Origin of the sequence: Acidiphilium cryptum JF-5, assembly GCF_000016725.1 — a bacterium.
In the GTDB taxonomy this organism is placed as follows: Bacteria; Pseudomonadota; Alphaproteobacteria; order Acetobacterales; family Acetobacteraceae; genus Acidiphilium; species Acidiphilium multivorum.
The window spans coordinates 185,163-203,589 of record NC_009467.1; the positions used below are offsets into that span (position 1 = coordinate 185,163).

The following is an 18,427-nucleotide window of genomic DNA, read 5'->3' on the forward strand; positions in this document are numbered from 1 at the left end:
GATGCCGATCACACGTACGATCTTGGATCTGGTGATGGAGGCAAGTGGTCGCGGTCGCATTTCGGGTGACGCTCGCCGGCGCCGCGCATGCCCCAGATCGTCCGAGCAAGATGCAGTTCGCCGATTTTGGCCTTCGAGATCAGGCCGTGGAAGTAACCACCCGGAGTGCTGCGGAAATGGTCCAGTGGCTTTGCCGAGACGACGGCTACGGCGATGGCGGCTTGCTCCCGGCCCATGACCAGACAGGCGTCGCCCCAGATGAATTTGGAGATCCCCATTTCATCGCGAAGCCAGTCTGCAGCGTCCACAATCTCGGGCCAGGTCGGCGTCTGATTGTTAAGGTATGTTTTCAGCCGTGGTGCGAGCTTAATCAGCTCCATTGGTGTGATTTTGAGGAGGGAACCGGTATCCATTCGAACTTTGCCCGGTCGCTGTTGTTCGTGCGCCGTCTTGCTTGAGTTTAGATGATTTCCGAGCCCCTTAGACGGCCGGTCCTTACCAGGTAAAACCGGAGAATGACTACTTTTTTTCGATGCAAATACTGTATCTTTCAGATTTTGAAGGTGGTTTGTAGTTGTAATGTGGGGGCAATTTTCTAACCCCTTGGGGCCAAGATTCACAAGTTCGGTTGATTCTTGTGCTTCCTTTGTTCTCCTCGCGTCAAGAACGAATTCCAGGTAACGACGCATATCGCTCAGGGCCTGCTCAAGCCCCGCAACCGCCATTTCCATTTCGATTGATCGATTCCTGCCGGCAATGCCACGGGACGCCACAGCCGACGCGACGCGATGCGTTTCCCACTCCTCTCCCGAGATCCCTTGCTCGACGGCAGTGTCCAGGAGCTGTCGGATACCGTTTCTGGCAATCGTCGCTCGGCGCTTCAGGGCCTGCAAACGGGCGCGCTCCTCCCTCCCCTCCTCGGCCACAGCCCGGAACTCGGTGAAGCGGCTGGCAAGCGGCGATAGATCGAAGCCGTAAGCCTCGATGATGCGCCCCTTGGAGTCCCGCCGACCATATCGCTTGCCGTTGGGGCTGTCCTTCATCACGACCAGACCGAGTTCGACCAAATGGCGATTGAGATTCTTAACCTGGCTTGGACCGAGACCCAGCTCTTGTTGCTGCATGATTGCGGAAGGCCACACGATCGGCCGGGAGGAAGGCTGCCAATCGACGGCATTCGTGAACCGAAAGAGCCAGTCGATGGCGTGTACGACGCTTGGCCGCAGCCCAAGATGCGGCGCAGCTGCTTTGAATGCAGCCAATACCTGCCCGGGGAGCATTTCCGAGGTGAACCTATGGGTCTCGGCGACCTCAATCGTTTCCAACATCTTGGGGGTGAGTTTTCGGAGGCCTGGCGCATGGCCCAAGCCAACCCTCTCACCCCGTTGAACGGTGTCCATCGTGATCCTTCTCCTAGTTGGGATCGCGGCAGACGCACGTCACCTCTCCAAACAAAAACGGCAATTTTTGCTTGGCAAACGTGGACGATCGAACTATCTTAAATATGCAAGACGATAGCTACGCGCTCGCCGCGAAGTTGGATGGGAAACCCGCCCGGCAAGGCGGGTTTTCTATTGACTGACTAGGTCATGTTTTTGCTCCAAAGCTGGTGCATACGTGCCTCACCCGTGACATGAGGTCTTCCACCATGTCTTTTGGCAGGCTCGTTTCATCGAAGCGGATGCGGATTACACCTGGCTTCTTGTCTACTGTGAAGCTATGCCGCCCTCCTCCCTGATCATCCGCTTGCGCGGGTGATTTGCACCGCGATAGTGCTTTCAGCACGAGATCGAATCTCTGATCGCTGTCCGCTGCACCACCTGATTTGCAAACTTGGAGGAGGCGTTCCATTTCGGTCGGCCATCTGATTTCCTTGACAGTCTTGGCTAGGATCATCCATTTCCGACGTCCGGTCTTTTGTGCCGGCCCGATCGCCTCGACCAACTCGGCGGGCAGAGCGGTAGCGATGCTGATCATTCTCGACACTTCGGTCTTGTCGATGCTAAGCGCGAGGCAGATCACGTCGCGCTGGAACTGCCGAGCCTCGAGCCGCGCAGCGAATAATGCTCGCTCGATGTAGGATAGATCGAGACGGTCTTGGTTCTCCTGGCCTTGAGCAACAACTAGTTCTTCGTCGGTGAGATGCTTCACCATCGCCCTGACCGGGCGCCCGAGCCTTTTTAGGGCGCGGTAGCGGCGGTGCCCAAACGCAATTTGATAGCGCCCTCGGCTCTCCGGATGCGGTCTGAGAAGAATCGGAGTGCGCTGGCCTTGGTCCCGAATGGTCGCGACGAACGCGTCCATTTCATCGTCTTCACCAATGCGATCGGTGATGAATGAAGGGTCGATGAGATCGGTATCAATCTCTACGATTACATCTCCGGTTTCGAGCTTTTCCTTGGCATCTCGTAGATCGGCCACCATCGTCTCGACCGATTCACTCATTGCGCCGACCAAACCAACCCCCCGTGGCATTGGCTTCCGTATGGCTTGCGGAGCACTGGCCGAGGTCTCGGGTGGAGAAATCAAGTGTTCAAGAAGGTGTTTGCGCCCCATTCTCAGTTGCTCCAAGCCTTTTCGACCAGGGCCTCTATTTCCGCGTTCACCTGATTCATTGATTCGAGTGCGCGATCGTATGTTGACCGAGTGAATTGCTCGCGTGGAACTTCGTATAGCGTTTGCTTTGTAATCGAGGCGTCAGAGATGGCCGTGCTTTTAACCATTGCATTCGTCAGCACACGCTCGCCGAAGAGCGATCGCATGAAGGCCACCATCTGCGTCTGCGGCCCGTCGGTCGGCTCGTATCGTGTAACAAGATAGCGCATCCAATCGTATTGCATGTCGCCACCTGCCTTAGCGACGACACCAAGTAGTTCGGATGTCATCAAGAGGAACTGGCACATCGACATGATGTCCAGCATCTCCGGATGAACTGTCACCAGTAGCGCCGTTGAGGCACACAGCGCCGAGAGCGTCAGAAATCCGAGTTGCGGCGGACAATCAAGAATAACGACGTCGTATCGGTCCGCAACCTCTGCAAGGGCTTGCGAGACACGTGAGAAGAACATCGTCGCCCCTGCTCTCTTTTCGGCCATTGCGATGGGGCTTTCGTGTTCGAACTCCATAAGCTCAATGTTGCCCGGTATGAGATCGAGGCCCGGGAAGTATGTCTCTCTAACAACCTCGGCTGTCCGCCGGCGCCCTTCGCCATATTTGATCGCGCCATACAATGTCTCGTCTGGCCCCAAATCAAATTCGGGTTGAAGACCGTGTAGTGCGGTCAAACTTGCCTGCGGGTCGAGATCCACGGCCAAGACGCGATAGCCCCTGAGGGCAAGGTACTGAGCCAGATTTGCCGATGTGGTCGTTTTCGCAGACCCACCTTTGAAGTTTGCGACGCAGATGATCTGAAGGTGCTGATCGGGTCTTCGGTGAGGAAGATAGCGTCGGTCACCCTTCCCGGATTCGTCGAGGAATTCCCGGAGTGCTCGAATATCCGCAAAGGAGTACGAGCGCCGTCCATGTGCAGTCGTCTGGGGGGTCGGCCCCTTGTGCTCAATCGAGAGTTGCCGGAGGTAACTATCCGCGACACCTACGATCTTGGCGGTTTCGGTGGAGGTGAATCGGCGGAGCGTCTTTTGTGCTTTCGGTGGAAAGAGTTTTAGCCTGTGCTCCTGTAGTTTTTCGGATAGTCCTGTGGCATCACCGGCGATCAGGTCATGCAACATCGTGCGACCGACCGTTGTATCGGTTGAACTCGTGTCCACGGCTCTCTGCTTTGGTGACGGCATATCGCGACTTTCACGGGCATTTCCGTCTCTATGGCCCGATTCGTGTTTACAATGCAAGAGAAAACAACCGACCGATTCGCAACATTCGTGGCAGAAGGTCAGGCATTTTCTGCTACATAGTGTGCGTTCTTTCCACAGTACCGCAACGCGGTGCCAATAGCAGTTGCGATTTCCCCTCCGCTTGCAAGCTCAGCGTAGCAACGGCGCCTTTGCGACTCGGATCTCCGTCGAACGTTGCTAGTGACCAATAGCGAATCGCGGCTACTGCTTCTCATTGATTCTACCCCGCGGCAGCCCATGCCATCGTCGGGAGGTTCTGCCGACGGTGGAGATAGAAAAAGTGCGCGTTTTATCTCTGTCGCAAACCGAGCAGTCTTGTCGCCAGCCTTCCACGTCCGGAGGCGCGAAGCAGCATGCCCCGGGGTGCGATGGAACAACCCTTTTTTAGCCGTGAAATATGACCGGCGAAGCTCGGTGAGTTGGCGACAACCTTATATCTCTATCACTACGGCTATTTGCACAACATATCGGCTGCCGCGACACCCCTGCCTGATACTGCGGGTGATCGTTGAGGCGATCCTTTCCAATTGGTCCCTCATCCGGCCTCACGATGATGCTCCAGGGCTACGTCCATCATGACGCCGTCGCCACTCCTGATACTCAGACAGCGGCAGCATTTTCATAGTGAGCATCGCTTTGATTGTTCTGCATGCAAACCGGCCGGTATCCAATTAACCCGCGGGGCACCTAATTCACTTGGGGTCTTTGCAGTATCGGTCGCAATTTGCCTTTTTGTGGCAGCGACGGTCTGCATCGTGCTGGTTGTCCCGTCGTGAGATCCGCGACGATTGCCGTCAACCGGGCGCTCTTGCTGTATCCACAGCAGTACCGTGCTTTGCTCTGTTGCCGACATTTGTCCCTTTGGACCTTATTCTAAATCTTAGTTCTCTATGCGAACGGTGCCAGCATATCCTGTGGCGCTGAGCCGCGCACTCGCGGTTAGACCTTGCACAGAGTTCCACCCCGTTCCGAACGCGCCCGACTTCGTTGCCGGCTTGTCATTGTTTGACCTCGTCACAGAGCGGTGCTCCAGGATTGTTTCCACCATTGAATTATATGTTGTGAAGTACGCGTCTATCTAGTTGACCGCGGTCAACAACGAATATGCAGTGATCCTGATTGCCGACTCGATCAAGTGGCGACCAATAATGAAATCATGGCGTACCTCGTATCTAACTGATCTACTAGCTCTGGCAGATCCGACGCTCGCCCTTGCAGACCAGCGCGTGGGAGTTGACCGCGGTCAACTTGGTGCCTCTCTAAGTATTCAAATGGCCTTCCTGCCCTGATGCCAAATCTCGGCGGCCCATCCGAACAATGGTGGCAATCTTGAATTTAAAGATAGGTCAGTTTGTTGATGTTGACCGCGGTCAACCGCTAGCATCAATTAAATTGGCGCGAAGCGTTGGAGCCACGCCGTTGCAAAGCAGGGTTCTTCCACTGTCGTTCATATTCTGGCCAGTCTCGCCGCCGACGGTTGCGGCTTTGCGCCAAGAATCGGGCTGAGGGCCGGCCGAAAATTTGAACACAGGGTTCAGAGCATCTCCCGCCAAGTGAAAAGTCAAATGCATCAATGCGAATTCATGTATCGCGCGCCGGGCCGAGAAAGCTAAAGTTGACCGCGGTCAACCCCATATAAATTGTGCGCCTAAACGTCTTGCTTCGGGATCACGCCCGATAGTTTGACGTTCCGATCGAAGGTCTACGTCTGTTGACCGCGGTCAACTACCAGACTCTCGGGCGCACAATCCCTACTTGTCTCCCCGCCAAATCGGGACGGGTGGTCCGTCTTATATGCTACCTTCAACGGAGAGCCTCAACTTCAAGGCTCACAGAACCCCATCCAACGGGTGCCCGTCGAAGATGTCGCCGAACTCCAGATACTCCCCGAGCACGTCATAGCTCTTGTGGCGGCCGAGCCGCTTCAGGCGGGCCGGATGGACGCCGCGCTCCATCCCGGTGGTGAGCGCCCCGCGCTTGAGGCTGTGTCCGCCCAGGTCGCGCCGGCCGAACCCGGCCGCCATGGCCCTGCGCTGGATGATCAGGGCCACGCTTTGCGGGGTGAGTGCCTGCTCGCCAATGACCGGGCCCGGTGGCTCGGTCCGCTCGCGCCCCTTGCGGCCGGATGGTGGTGACCAGATCCGGCGGAACAACGGGCCCCGCTGGAGCCCCGCGGCGACCCGCCAGCGCTCAAGGGCATGCACCGGACAGAGTTCGGTATCGCCGTAGGGCAGGGCGACGGTGACCGCCTCGGTCTGGCTCCCTTTGGTCTGCGGCAGGGTCAGCCGGAGCCCCCGCTCAGACGGTGTCAGGTGCTCGATCCTGATGCCGGCGAGTTCCGAGCGCCGCAGCGCGCCGGCGAAGCCGACCAGGATCAGCGCGCGGTCGCGCAGGTCAGTCAGCTCGGTATCGCCGATCGGTGCCAACAGCCGGCGGATCACCGTCGCCGTCGCCGCCACCTTCTTGCGGCGGATCTCGCCACGGGAGGCGGCATCGCGCTGGATGCCCGCCATGGTCTCGGCGACGCAGGCATCATCGGTGGGCACCGGGCAGCCGGCGAGGCGATGCAGGTAGCGGATCGCGGCGCGCCGGAGCTTGAGCGTTTCGGTCGAGACGCCGCGGCCGCGCTCATCGGCGAGGAAGGCGGCGACATCAGCACCGGAGGCGGGGAGGGGCGTCAGCCCGTGGCGGTCGCACCAGAGGCACCATACGCGCACCGCGGCCCGATACGCCCGCCTGGTGTTGTCCGCCTTGGCCCGGCGGGCATAGGCGCTGGCGGCGCTACGGGCGCCGGCGAGCGTGCCATCGGCCACCGGGACCGGCTCGTCCTCGATCTCGCTGAACCAGCGCCGGACCGCATGCCCGTCACCGGCGAGCGGGGGCGGGGAGGGCACCAGGCTGCCGGCCGATGGCGCGTCAGGGATTTCGCGCGGCGCAATTTCGGTGTCGTCAGGCACGAGCAGAATCTCTTGAGCGCACTCCGGTCGGCTCTGCGCCCGGAGACTTAGGGTTTCGCCGCAGGATCAGCAACTTTGCCACGATGGGCTGCCGATTGAACCGGCTGCGGCGCATCAAAGAAACGATCGCATCGGACGGATCTGCGACGCAAGTTTGGGGAGACCTTTCGCTGTGAGGTCGAGCACGAATTCTGAAGGAGTGTACGGCGGATTCTGATATGAGCGTCTCAACTTTCCGAGGATTTCGGTTGCCTCTGTGGGGTAGAGCTCGAATGTTCTGGAAAGAAACTCATCGGGGTGAATCGCTTCAACAGAAAATGGCTCCAGAGCCTCTGGCGGGAAGTCGTTGAGATTTTGGGTGACGATGTGTTGTGCTCCGCAGCGGATCGCAGCCGCGAGAACGTGCCGATCATTCTGATCAGGCAGGTCGAGGCTGCCTATCAAGCTTTCGTAACCGGTAACCAGCGCTTCTGGAAACTCGAAACTCATTTTTTGCAACTGCGAACGAATACTGTGGTGCAAGCCTGGCTTTTCAGCCAAGAGATTGGAAGTCCATTCCTCCAATATTGATTTGCTCCAGCGGCCCCGAAACAAGCCAGCATGATAGAAGCACAGAAGAATGTCCCGCATCCTGAATGGATACAGGACATTTGCGTCCAATACGACAACAAAGCGGTCCGCAATGTGCTTCATGAGGCATCGAATTCTTGGCCCAAGCGCGCCAATTCATCCAGTGCAGTTTCCCGACTGCTATCACGCCGATTTTTGTAGGCGATCAAATCTTCAAATTTAACGCGCCTGTGTGAGCCGATTGGAACAAACGGGATCTCCCCGTTCTTCAGCAGACCGCTGAGGTATGGCCTCGAGACGTTGAGCAAATCGGCTGCCTGTTGCGTCGTCAACATCGACCCGACAGGAACAAAGGTTACCATCTCTCCCCGCGCGATATGCCCAAGGATATCCACGAGCAACTCACTGATCGCGGGAGCTAGGCGCAGCTGCTCGCTCGATCCTTCGCCAAGAATGAGGGCGCCATCCCGCGATTTTGCTCGCGCAAGTGCTATTGCAGCGTCATTCGCGCTTCGGACTTCATCGGAAGTCGGAAGGCGATGCGTCAGATCGGTCGCAGCCTTCGCCATCAACCCCTCCTCATTTTTTGATCTGGCTCTTAGCTAGGGCAATAACCCCTCGCCAACAAGTGAAATAAACGAAAAAGGTGTAATAAGTGTAAATGACATGTCGCTTATGTCCGAGGGGGCCGGCGTTGTGTGCGTCGGCGAGCGTGCCGTTGGCTGCCGGCATTTTTTCAGGCGCCCAAGCTGAAGGAAGCGGTTGCCGGCGAGCGGGGGCGGGGAGGGCACCAGGCTGCCGGCCGATGGCGTGTCGGGGCGGTCTTGCGGTGCGAATGCGGTGTCATCGGGCACGAGGGGCCTCTCCTGAGCGCGAATCGGGCGGTTCTGCGCCCGGAATCCTACGAAATTTATGTAGTAGCGACAACCATGCTTATCAGGAAATCAGTTAAAAAATCCCGATCACCCCATGAAAAAGACGGTTATTTCGTGCTATACGGCATATGGCGCAAAATTACGGATCAAGATATTGATTTTCCGTTCGAGGATTTTCCCAGCTCTCCGCTCAGCCCAGGCCCGATTCCTTTCCTCCATCAGGGGCCGGAGCAGAATCAGCGCGCCCGCGGCGGTTCGGGGTTTTGCTCCATGGCCGCTCGTCGGGCGGTCCGGTCGAGACGACCGGCACAAGGTGGCCGGCGTGCCGCGCCTGCCAGGTCGGGGCGGTGACGGCGAGGTCGCGCATGGACGGCAGACGGTCGACCGTATCCACGAAATGCTTATGCACCCTCACCATCAGCCCGGTCAGGACGGCGGGGCCAAGGCACTTCATGGCTCCCCCTGAAATGCAGGCCCAGCAGAAGCTGATGATCGCCTTCGAGCGGGCGGCCGGAGCGTTTGCCCGGCTCGACCAGGCCCTCTCGATGCACCCGCTCCGCGGCGCCTTCCTCTACCGGTTCCGTCTCGATGCGGTGCGCCGCCAGGCGATGGTGGACGGGCAGCTGATCGAGCCGTGGCATCTCGCGGCCCTGCTCGAGGGGGTTCGGCTCCGCATGGATCCATGGCTGAGCCTCGCCGAGCGGGGTGACATCTTCGATGCGGCCCGCCACGCGTTCTCGATGCACCAGTGGATCGTCGAGCCCGATTTTGATCAGGAGGGTGAGATCCAGGTGGCGATGAAGGCGATCGAGCGCGATGTCGCGCGCGCCTCCCCGCTGCTCGGCGCGGCGCACGCGGCCCATGCCTGGCTCGCCGGGGGCGGGAGACGAGCTCCACTGCGGGGCGCACTCATCCGCTTCTGGCAGCAGAGCGGACTGCTGCACCTTCCGGTGCCGATCACCGGACCGCAGGCCCTCGGCGGCGACCTTCCCTTCGATCGGGAGAGCTGGATCCCGCTTCTGCTCCACGCACTGGCGAACGAGGCCGCGGCCGCCCAGGACCTCCTCCGCGACCTTGAGCGGGCCTGGCAGGTCGCGCGCGGTTCGATCGGCAAGCGGCGCAAGAACAGCCGGGCCGCCACGGCGGTCGATATCCTGGCGGCAACCCCGATCATCTCCGCGAAATCGCTCGCCGATCGGCTCGGTATGAACGTGGCGAACGCCCACGCCCTGCTCGGCGAGCTGCTCGAAGCCGGGCTGGTCGTCGAGCTGACCCACCGCAGCAAGCGACGGCTCTTCGGCCTGTCGGGCATGGGCCGGATGCGCGACTACGTGGCACCGCCACGCCGGCCGCAGCCGGGGCGGGGAAGGGGGAGGCCCCGGATCGAGCCCGAAATGCCACACTCTGCGCCGCCCGCCGATCTTCCGCCGGCGCCATCCGGTGGCGTCCTGCCCCGGCTTGCGTTCGACTTCAGCGATCTGGAAGAGGCCATGGCGGCAGCCGATGAAGCGATCCGTGAAACCAGGATCAGCCTCGATCGGATCCGTCAGGCCGGACCGCCGGAGTAGGGACTACCTCGACCGGTGCGCCTTGGGGAGCAGGTGAAACCTATACGGTTCAGCGGAATGACCCGGCGTTCGTCTCGAACAACGCCGCGCATGAGCTCGCCGCTTCTGGTTTGGACGAAGCTGGCCTCTCCGCGTTAATTGCGACCTCACCGTCGCGACAGCGAAGCATCTTTGGTCATGCTTGCGACAACATCGTCTTGCCTGCCAACATCCCGGTACGACTGGAATGGGACGCAGCTCGGAACATTAAAGGAGAGGAGGCACAGATATGGACAAGGGTAGTGGCGGCTCGGTGGGGATGAGCGCGGGACGGCTCGAGCGTATCGGGGCGGCGATGCAGGGCTATGTCGATCGGGGAATCTATGCCGGCATCAACACCGTCGTCGCGCGGCGCGGCGTGGTTGTGCAGCAAGGGCAGTATGGCTTTCGCGATAAAGAGGCCGGCTTACCAATGGCTGCGGACACGATTTTCCGCCTTTATTCGATGACGAAGCCGGTCGTGTGCACGGCGTTGATGACTCTGGTCGAGGAGGGGCGGCTCCGGCTGTTCGATCCCGTCGCGCGCTACGTTCCCGCGTTGGCCGGTTTGACCGTGCTGCGGCCGGACGGCTCGCGCACTGCGCCGGCCCGGCCGGTCATGGTGCGTGATTTGATGACGCACACAAGCGGGCTGTCCTATCATTTCCTCGAGGAGACGCCTGTCGGGCCGATGTATGCGGACAGCATTGTCAGGTTGACGTGGTGATCGTGTGCCCGTAGCGATTTCGGATGATGGCTTTGACTCTGCCTGCACGTTTGAAGGGATATCGCTTCCCTCGATCGGTGATCGCGTATGCGGTCTGGAGCTATTACCGGTTCAATCTCAGCCTGCGGGACGTTGAGGATCTTCTGGCCGCTCGCGGCGTGATAGTATGCTACGAGACGATCCGCGTCTGGGTCGATCGGTTTGGCCCGCAGATCGCCGCGCAAATCCGTCGCGATCGGCTGCCGGCCGGCGACAAATGGCACCTCGATGAAATGGTGATCACCATTGGCGGCGAGAAGCATTGGCTTTGGCGGGCAGTTGATCATCGCGGTGACGTGCTGGAAATCCTGGTCCAGAAGCGGCGAGATGCCCGAGCCGCCCGGCGTTTTCTCCGCAAGCTGATGCGCCGATGGGGTCAGCCGCGCGTCGTGGTGACCGATAAGCTACGGAGCTACGACGTTGCCCTTCGCACGGATTGCCGCAGCGCCGATCACCGATCGCACAAGCGGCTGAACAACCGGATCGAAGCATCCCATCGTCACACCAGGCGACGAGAAAAGATAATGGGTCGGTTCATATCCCCAGGTCATGCCCAGAGATTTCTCGCCACCCACGACCAGATCACCACCCTGTTCCGCCCAAAACGCCATCGCCTCTCCGCCAGATCCTACCGCCACGCAAGAGCCGATGCATTTTTGCTCTGGACCGACTACGCCGCCAATCTCGCCGCCTGATCGATCGCGTCTCGGTCAAATCACACCTCGTTCGATCAACCTGACAATCCCGTCCGGACAGTTCCTGACCGAGGATTACTACGTGGCCAACAAGCTGATGAAGGGGTTCATCGGCAGTGCCAATATTGACACCAATTCCCGGCTTTGTATGGCGTCCGCGGTGGCCGCCCACCGCCGGTGCTTCGGCGAGGACGTCGTCCCGGGGATCTACGAGGATTTCGACGAGGCGGAACTGATCATCTTCGCCGGCTCGAACGCCGCCTGGTGCCATCCGGTCCTGTTCCAGCGCGCACTTGCCGCCCGGGCGACGCGCGGGACGCGGATTGTCGTGATCGATCCCCGCCGTAGCGCGACCGCCGAGTTCGCCGACCTGCACCTCGCCGTGCGCCCCGGCGGCGACCTCGCCCTGTTCTGCGCGCTGCTCGCCGCCTGCGCGGACCGCGGCGCGCTCGATCGCGACTATATCGCGCGGCACACCGCCGGGTTCGACGCCGCGCTGGCCGCCGCGCGGCAGGCCGAGCACGGGATCGATCCCGCCGCATTCGAAACCCTCGCCGGCTGGGTCGCCTCCACCCCGCGCATGGTGACCGCCTTTTCGCAGGGCGTGAACCAGTCCGAGACGGCGACCGACGCAATCGGCGCGATCCTGAACCTCCACCTCGCCACCGGACGGATCGGCCGGCCCGGCGCCGGACCGTTCTCGCTGACCGGCCAGCCCAACGCGATGGGCGGCCGCGAGGCGGGCGGCCTCGCCAACCAGCTCGCCGCGCATCTCGGCTTCGACGACCCCGACGACCACGCGACGCTCTCCGAATTCTGGGGCGCCCCCAACCTCGTGCGCCGGCCCGGGCTGAAGGCGGTCGACCTGTTCCGTGCCGTCGCCGACGGCAAGATACGCGCCCTCTGGATCGCCGGCACCAACCCCGCCGAATCCCTGCCAGCGAGCCTCGACGTGCGCGACGCGCTATCCCGTTGTCCGCACCTCGTGGTCGCCGATTGCTGGCCCACGGCGACGACCGCCCATGCCCATGTCCTGCTGCCAGCGGCAGGGTGGTCCGAGAAGGACGGCACCGTCACCAATTCAGAGCGCATGATCTCCCGCCAGCGGGCGTTTCGTCCCGCTCCCGGTGCTGCTCGACCCGACTGGTGGATGTTCGCCGAACTCGCCCGGCGGCTCGGCCATGGCGCGGCCTTCGCCTGGGACGGGCCGGCCGCGATCTTCCGCGAACACGCGGCACTCTCCGCTTTCCGCAACTTCGGGCGACGGCGGTTCAATATCGGCGGGCTCGCTGCCATCCCGGATGACGATTACGACGCAATGCGCCCGCTGCGCTGGCCTCTGGCCGGAGATCGCCTCTTTGCCGAGGGAAACTTCCCGACGCCAGACGGGCGGGCCCGCTTCGTCGCCATATCACCGCTCCGCCACGCGCGCACGGATTTCACCCTCAATACCGGCCGGCTGCGCGACCAATGGCACACCATGACGCGCACCGGTCGCGTCGCCGAACTGATGGCCCACCAAGATGCCGCGACCCTGGAACTCGCACCGACGGACGCGGCGCGACTCGGCGTGCTGCCCGGTGATCTTGTCGCCGCCGGGAGCGAAGGGGCGCGCATCGTCTTCCCGGCAGCGATCTCGCCGGGACAGTGCGAAGGTTCGGTGTTCGCTGCGATACACTGGACCGCAGCGCAGGGCAGCGCCGGAAGCGTCAACCGCCTCACTGTTTCAGCGACCGACCCGATCTCCGGCCAGCCGGCCTTCAAGCATTCGCCAGTGAAACTTGCGGCGGTGCCGACGCTCTGGCGGGCCATTGCTATCGGACGTGCCGCTTCCTGCGCGATGACGGCTGGCAAACAAGCCGTCTGGTCGCAGGCACTACGCCCGGGCGGGCTGGCGCTGTCGCGCTTTACCGGGTTTGCCCCGCTCGCCGCCCGCAGCGCCGTGGACGCGGCACGGTGGCTGCTGGTGCTGCCGGAGGGTGCCGAATTCCTCGACTACGCCGACCCGGCGCGCGGGGTCTTCCGCCTCGCCGTGCTCGACCGGGCCGGCGTCCAGCTCCTTCTCCACGTCGCGCCGGCGGAGCTTGCGCTGCCGGACCCCGAGGCGCTGGAGGCGCTGTTCGCGGCCCCACAAGCAGGAGCCGATCCGACGCTCCTGCTTGGCCAGCCCGCCCGCGCCACCGCGACCCGCGGGCGGCAGGTCTGCGTCTGCAACGCGGTTGCCGAACCCGCGATCCGTGCCGCGATCCGCGCCGGCTGCCGGAGCGTCGAGGCGATCGGCGCGGCCACCGGCGCCGGCACCGGCTGCGGTTCATGCCACTCCGAACTGAAGGGATTTCTCCGCCATGACCTCGTTGCCGCCGAATAGCAAGGCGCATCCCGTCATCCTCGCCGGCACCGGGCCGGGCGATCCGGATCTTCTCACCCTGCGGGCCGTACGGGCGATCGGCGCCGCCGAAATCATCCTGCATGATGCGCTGGTCGATGCTCGCATCCTGGTCCTTGCCGCCCCGGATGCCGTCCTCATCCATGTCGGCAAGCGGTGTGGCCGGCACGCGATGAGCCAGACAGAGATCAACCGCCGCCTTGTCGAATGCGCGCGCACCGGCGCTCGGGTGCTACGGCTGAAGGGCGGAGATCCGATGATCTTCGGCCGGGCCGGCGAGGAGATCGCGGCCTTGCGGGCCGCAGGCATTGCGGTCGAGGTGATCCCGGGGATCACAGCGGCCTCGGCGGCGGCGGCGTCTGCCTGCGTCTCGCTGACCGCGCGGGGCAGGGCGCGCGCTGTCACCCTGGTCACCGGCCACACCGCCGATGGCGGGCTACCGCCTCAGGACTGGGCGGCACTGGCCCGGCTCGATTCGACCCTCGTCTTCTACATGGGCTCCCGCCACGCCCGAGCGATCGCCGACCGCCTGATCGAGGCCGGGCTCGATCCCGCCACGCCGGCGATGCTGCTGACCAATGTCAGCCGCCCGGGCGAGACGCGCCGGCTTGCCCGCCTCATCGACCTCGCAGACGGAATCGCCGCCGCCGATCTCGCGGCCCCGGCGCTGATCCTGATCGGCGCCGCGCTCGACGCGGCGGTTCCGGTGGCGACTATTCAGGCGGACGCCCGCGAGCTGTCGTGAGCCAGCCCCGCGCCTCGACATGGTCGGCGATCCGGCGAGCCGTTTCGGGCATCGACATCCCTTCGGCGCGCCATCGCTCGCGAAGTACCGCGATTTCAGACAGCCGTGCGGCCCAGTCCGCCCCGAATTCGACTTCGAGATGCCGACGCAGCACAGAGGACAGGCCGGCTGCCTGACCGCCGGTCGAGACCGTCAGCAGCAGATCGCCGCGCCTCACCTGCGCCACGGAATGAAAGTCGCAGTCGGGCAGGCGGTCCTCGACATTCACCAGCACGCGCGCCGCCCGCGCCGCCGCGACCAGGCCCGCGCGAACCACGTCCGGAACGTCGACGATCCAGAGCGCATGCAGTCGCGCGAGGTCATCGCCCGTCGGCATTCTGCGGCATAGCGCGGCGCCAGCTTCCGCGATTGTCGCCGCATCCGGATCCTCACTGAACAGAAGGGCGGCATCGGCGCCGCCTTCACACAGCGCACGCAGCCTGCGAAGCGACATAGGACCGTTGCCGCATACGCCGAGACGGCAATAGCTCGGATCGAGCACGATCGGAATCATGAGATCATCCCAACAGGAAACGGAACCGCATCAAGGCTAGCAACCGCAAGATCGCTCACAATCGTGCGTCAGGAGGATAGCGGCGCCTTGTCTGCTTTCAGAAGTTCAAAAATCGCTGCGTTACGACCGAAACCCAGACAGAGGCCGCCCATGGCGAGGCGCATGCATTCAAACGTGGGCGGGACATGGCGGCGTGGCTGGGGCTCGTTCCACGGCAAATGACAACGGGTGGAAAACCGCGCCTGCTCGGCATCAGCAAACGCGGCAATCGTTATTTGCGGAAGAACTTGATCCATGGCGCACGAGCGGCGCTGCCTTATCTTGTCGAACGTGATACGCCGTTGGGCCGCTGGGCGCGGGGATTGCTCGATCGAGCGCATAAGAACGTGGTCGTAGTCGCGCTGGCCGCGAAGCTGGCTCGGATCGCATGGGCCGTTTTGGCGCACGGTTGCGATTACGACGCCCAATTCGAAGCGGCGGCTGCGGCCGCATGACGGAATCGCCCGAACAGCGCTCACAGTTGGGCGCGAAAGGGCAGTCGATGTCTGCGTGAGGTGAAAGGAAGATGGCCTGACAGTCGAACGGCGGCTTGAAAACCTGACGCAGTGAACGGCCTCCGAGGCCGGTGTGATTATGAGGATCAGGCCGCGCGGATCTCCATCTTGGCCGGGTTCGAAGCCCGAGACCGGATACGTTGAAGCAGACTGATTAGAGCCAGATGAAAATCACCCCTTGCGGACGGGGCGGGCCATACGTTCTCCGCGACCGGCTGCTCGCGCAGCAACAGAGCCGGATCAAGGAACTCCGCCATGCAAAGTACGAAGACGTTCTGACCGCAAATCCGTCCATCACCGTGCTGCGCGGCGCGGTTCGACTCAGCACAGGCGCTGACCGTGAGCCTGACCGATGGAAACGCGCGAACCGTCGCGTTCGACCGCTGCCTGATCGCCACCGGCGGCAGTCCCGCCATTCCGTCGATCCCGGGCTTGAGCGAAACCCCTTACTGGACCTCGACCGAGGCATTGGTCAGCGACACGATTCCCGGGCGACTAGCCGTGATCGGCTCCTCGGTTGTTGCGGTCGAACTCGCGCAAGCCTTCGCCCGGCTGGGCAGCCAAGTAACGATCCTGGCGCGTCACACGCTGCTTTTCCATGAGGATTCACTGATCGGCGAGACCATTGCCGCTGCCTTCCGCGCCGGGGGGATCGAAGTCCTCGAACATACCGAGGCCAGCCGGGTTGACTACCGGAATGACGAATTTGTCCTCGCGACCGGGAAGGGTGAATTGTGTGCCGACAGGTTGCTCGTCGCGACCGGTCGTGCGCCGAACACGCGGGATCTGAATCTCAGCGCGGCTGATGTCACCGTGAACGCCAACGGTGCAATCGTCACCGATCGGAGCATGCTGACCAGCACGCAGGGAATCTACGCAGCTGGAGATTGCACCGACCGACCGCAATTCGTCTATGTGGCGGCCGCGGCAGGCACACGGGCGGCGATCAACATGACCGGCGGCAGCGGGACGCTCGATCTCGCGACGATGCCGGCTGTGGTATTCACCGATCCGCAGGTCGCCACCGTGGGCTTGAGTGAACAGGAAGCGCGCCAAGCCGGCATCGAAACCGACAGCCGCACGCTTACCCTCGACAACGTGCCTCGCGCGCTCGTTAATTTCGACACGCGCGGCTTCATCGAGCTGGTGATCGAGGAAGGTAGCCGTCGGCTGATCGGCGTACAGGCGGTGGCCCCAGAGGCTGGCGAACTGATCCAGACGGCGGCGCTAGCGATCCGTACGCGGATGACAGCGCAGGAGCTGGCCGACCAGCTATTCCCCTACCTGACGATGGTCGAGGGCTTGAAGCTTGCCGCGCAGACCTTCAGCAAGGACGTGAAGCAACTCTCCTGCTGCGCCGGCTGAGGTGAGGCAGCCGACGTGCTGGATACAGATATGCTCACGCCAACTCACAATATCGTCTCCGCGAAGATGATCCGCCACTATGAGACGATCGGCTTGATCGCAAGGCCGGTTTGGCAGGAGAACGACTACCTCACCTATGGTTCTGATGATGTACACTGGCTGAGGTTCATCAGGCGGGGGCGCGCGCTCGGCAACCTGATCGCGACAATCTGTCAGCTTCTCGCACTCTGGGGTGACACCAACCGGCCGAGCGCGGATGTCAAGCGGATTGCTCTGGCTCATCCGGAATCCATGCGCAGCAAGATTGCCGAACTCGTTTCTATGGCCAGAGCGATCGAACACCTTGCAGATTTTTGCATGAGCGATCATCAGCGAGATTGTCCGATCCTCGACGATCTCACCAGCGCATCTCTTCTACCTGACGACGGTGATCGCGGGTTATCCGATCGACGCAATCATTGCTGCCTTCGGCGCCGTGCCCCGCATCCGCAACGAGACCGTCGCACTTGCCCATATTTCCTTGAATTACACGCCGATCCTCAACATCCTGCTCCTGGCGGTATCATCACTCCTAGCGCTGCGGTTCCTGAGCACTGGTGCACCGGACATGTTGCGCATGATGGTGGCGCTATCCGAAGGCCAGGATCATCACCATGACCATATCTGAACCACCCGCCGCCTCCCCCCGCATGCAGGAAGCCTTCGATCCTGCGCCCAGACGCCCTATGCCGGACAGCGACAACCATAGAGGATACTGGGCGTCTCCGGCCTGAAGCCGGCGAACGCTACAGTTATGGTGCAAGGCAACAAACCCAATCCGGCACGTCTGCGGATCGTTCTGGCCTTCGGCGCGCTCGGGCTATTCGCCGTGGCGGGTGTTGTTGCGCTTGCGGCGGGCCTGTCCTTCCATGGGCTGACCGCCTCGCCGGACGCAATCGTCCGCATCATCCGCTCCTGGGGCGCATGGGGCGCGCTCGCCGCGATCTCCCTGATGATCGCGCATTCCTTCCTGCCGCTGCCAGCCGAGGTGATCGCGGTTGCAAACGGCATGATCTTCGGGCCCGTCTGGGGAACCGTGATCACCTGGACCGGCGCGATGCTCGGGGCCTGGGCCGCCTTCGGCCTCGCGCGCCTCTTCGGCCGCCCCCTCGTCGAGACATTCGTCCCCGCACGATATCGGCACACGCTCGATGACTGGGCGGAAACGCGGGGCGCGATACCACTTCTCATCCTCCGCCTGATTCCGATCGTCGCGTTCAACCTGATCAACTACGCGGTCGGCCTCGCGCGTATCTCGTGGTGGACCTTCACCTGGACGACCGGCCTTGGAATCCTCCCCATGACCCTGTTGATGGTGGTACTGGGAGATCGTCTGGCCAGCGTTTCCGGCGAAGCGGGGCTGGTCGTCCTCGCCGGTGTGCTGCTGGCCTGGCTCGCGGTCAAGCTACTGCGGAAGCGTCTCCCACCGCACCGGCCGGGCCGGAGATCGCCGGCCCGCCCACGCTCTGGATCATGAAGCGTCCC

15 protein-coding genes and 2 pseudogenes are annotated in these 18,427 nt (G+C 62.3%); 9 read left to right on the plus strand and 8 right to left on the minus strand.

The window, feature by feature from the left end; translation table 11 throughout:
- Positions 1–8: 8 nt before the first annotated feature.
- The 7 genes from repC to ACRY_RS18050 all read right to left on the minus strand — a co-directional run bounded on the left by repC (position 9) and on the right by ACRY_RS18050 (position 8,707).
- The gene (gene repC / locus ACRY_RS00770; RefSeq protein ID WP_011930436.1) at positions 9–1,400 is read right to left on the minus strand and encodes a plasmid replication protein RepC; all 1,392 of its coding nucleotides are present in this window, start codon (positions 1,398–1,400) and stop codon (positions 9–11) included.
- Positions 1,401–1,587: 187 nt separating this feature from the next.
- Positions 1,588–2,556: a plasmid partitioning protein RepB gene (repB, locus tag ACRY_RS00775; RefSeq protein ID WP_011930435.1), complete on the minus strand. Its 969-nt coding sequence runs from the start codon at positions 2,554–2,556 to the stop codon at positions 1,588–1,590.
- Between the two features lie 2 nt (positions 2,557–2,558).
- The gene (gene repA / locus ACRY_RS00780) at positions 2,559–3,728 is read right to left on the minus strand and encodes a plasmid partitioning protein RepA (protein ID WP_152982781.1); all 1,170 of its coding nucleotides are present in this window, start codon (positions 3,726–3,728) and stop codon (positions 2,559–2,561) included.
- Between the two features lie 1,952 nt (positions 3,729–5,680).
- On the minus strand, positions 5,681–6,808 hold the full coding sequence (locus ACRY_RS00785; RefSeq protein WP_011930433.1) for a site-specific integrase: 1,128 nt from the start codon (positions 6,806–6,808) through the stop codon (positions 5,681–5,683).
- Positions 6,809–6,922: 114 nt separating this feature from the next.
- The gene (locus ACRY_RS18410; RefSeq protein WP_011930432.1) at positions 6,923–7,501 is read right to left on the minus strand and encodes a PIN domain-containing protein; all 579 of its coding nucleotides are present in this window, start codon (positions 7,499–7,501) and stop codon (positions 6,923–6,925) included.
- Positions 7,498–7,947 carry a helix-turn-helix domain-containing protein gene (locus tag ACRY_RS20025; RefSeq protein WP_011930431.1) on the minus strand — a complete coding sequence of 150 codons (450 nt, stop codon included), beginning with the start codon at positions 7,945–7,947 and terminating at the stop codon, positions 7,498–7,500. The genes ACRY_RS18410 and ACRY_RS20025 overlap by 4 nt, the downstream gene beginning before the upstream one ends.
- Before the next feature lie 496 nt (positions 7,948–8,443).
- Positions 8,444–8,707 (minus strand): hypothetical protein, encoded by a 264-nt coding sequence (locus ACRY_RS18050; protein WP_050751058.1) that lies wholly within the window; start codon positions 8,705–8,707, stop codon positions 8,444–8,446.
- On the opposite strand from ACRY_RS18050, the gene ACRY_RS00805 reads away from it, so the two are divergent.
- From ACRY_RS00805 to cobA, 5 genes are all read left to right on the plus strand, one after another.
- Positions 8,706–9,821: a hypothetical protein gene (locus ACRY_RS00805; protein WP_050751059.1), complete on the plus strand. Its 1,116-nt coding sequence runs from the start codon at positions 8,706–8,708 to the stop codon at positions 9,819–9,821. The genes ACRY_RS18050 and ACRY_RS00805 overlap by 2 nt on opposite strands.
- Before the next feature lie 268 nt (positions 9,822–10,089).
- Positions 10,090–10,566: a serine hydrolase domain-containing protein gene (locus ACRY_RS00810; RefSeq protein ID WP_011930428.1), complete on the plus strand. Its 477-nt coding sequence runs from the start codon at positions 10,090–10,092 to the stop codon at positions 10,564–10,566.
- Positions 10,567–10,589: 23 nt separating this feature from the next.
- Entirely contained in the window at positions 10,590–11,300 is a 711-nt protein-coding gene (locus tag ACRY_RS00815) for an IS6 family transposase (protein WP_011930427.1), read from the plus strand.
- Complete coding sequence (locus ACRY_RS00820) at positions 11,254–13,668, plus strand: molybdopterin-dependent oxidoreductase (protein WP_011930426.1); 2,415 nt, start codon at positions 11,254–11,256, stop codon at positions 13,666–13,668. Before ACRY_RS00815 ends, ACRY_RS00820 begins: the two co-directional genes overlap by 47 nt.
- The gene (cobA, locus tag ACRY_RS00825; protein ID WP_011930425.1) at positions 13,646–14,431 is read left to right on the plus strand and encodes a uroporphyrinogen-III C-methyltransferase; all 786 of its coding nucleotides are present in this window, start codon (positions 13,646–13,648) and stop codon (positions 14,429–14,431) included. Before ACRY_RS00820 ends, cobA begins: the two co-directional genes overlap by 23 nt.
- Here cobA and ACRY_RS00830 read toward each other — a convergent pair.
- Positions 14,400–14,984: an NAD(P)-dependent oxidoreductase gene (locus ACRY_RS00830; protein WP_011930424.1), complete on the minus strand. Its 585-nt coding sequence runs from the start codon at positions 14,982–14,984 to the stop codon at positions 14,400–14,402. The two genes, cobA and ACRY_RS00830, sit on opposite strands and share 32 nt — an antisense overlap.
- A 131-nt stretch (positions 14,985–15,115) precedes the next feature.
- On the opposite strand from ACRY_RS00830, the pseudogene ACRY_RS18420 reads away from it, so the two are divergent.
- From ACRY_RS18420 to ACRY_RS00845, 4 genes and pseudogenes are all read left to right on the plus strand, one after another.
- Positions 15,116–15,478, plus strand: a pseudogene (locus ACRY_RS18420) (transposase); the annotation flags it as partial.
- A 266-nt stretch (positions 15,479–15,744) separates the two neighbouring features.
- Positions 15,745–16,903: pseudogene (gene merA, locus ACRY_RS00835) on the plus strand (mercury(II) reductase); the annotation flags it as partial.
- 15 nt (positions 16,904–16,918) lie between these two features.
- Positions 16,919–17,560 (plus strand): MerR family DNA-binding protein, encoded by a 642-nt coding sequence (locus ACRY_RS18430; RefSeq protein ID WP_231295198.1) that lies wholly within the window; start codon positions 16,919–16,921, stop codon positions 17,558–17,560.
- Positions 17,561–17,696: 136 nt separating this feature from the next.
- Complete coding sequence (locus ACRY_RS00845; RefSeq protein WP_011930421.1) at positions 17,697–18,419, plus strand: TVP38/TMEM64 family protein; 723 nt, start codon at positions 17,697–17,699, stop codon at positions 18,417–18,419.
- Positions 18,420–18,427 lie beyond the last annotated feature (8 nt).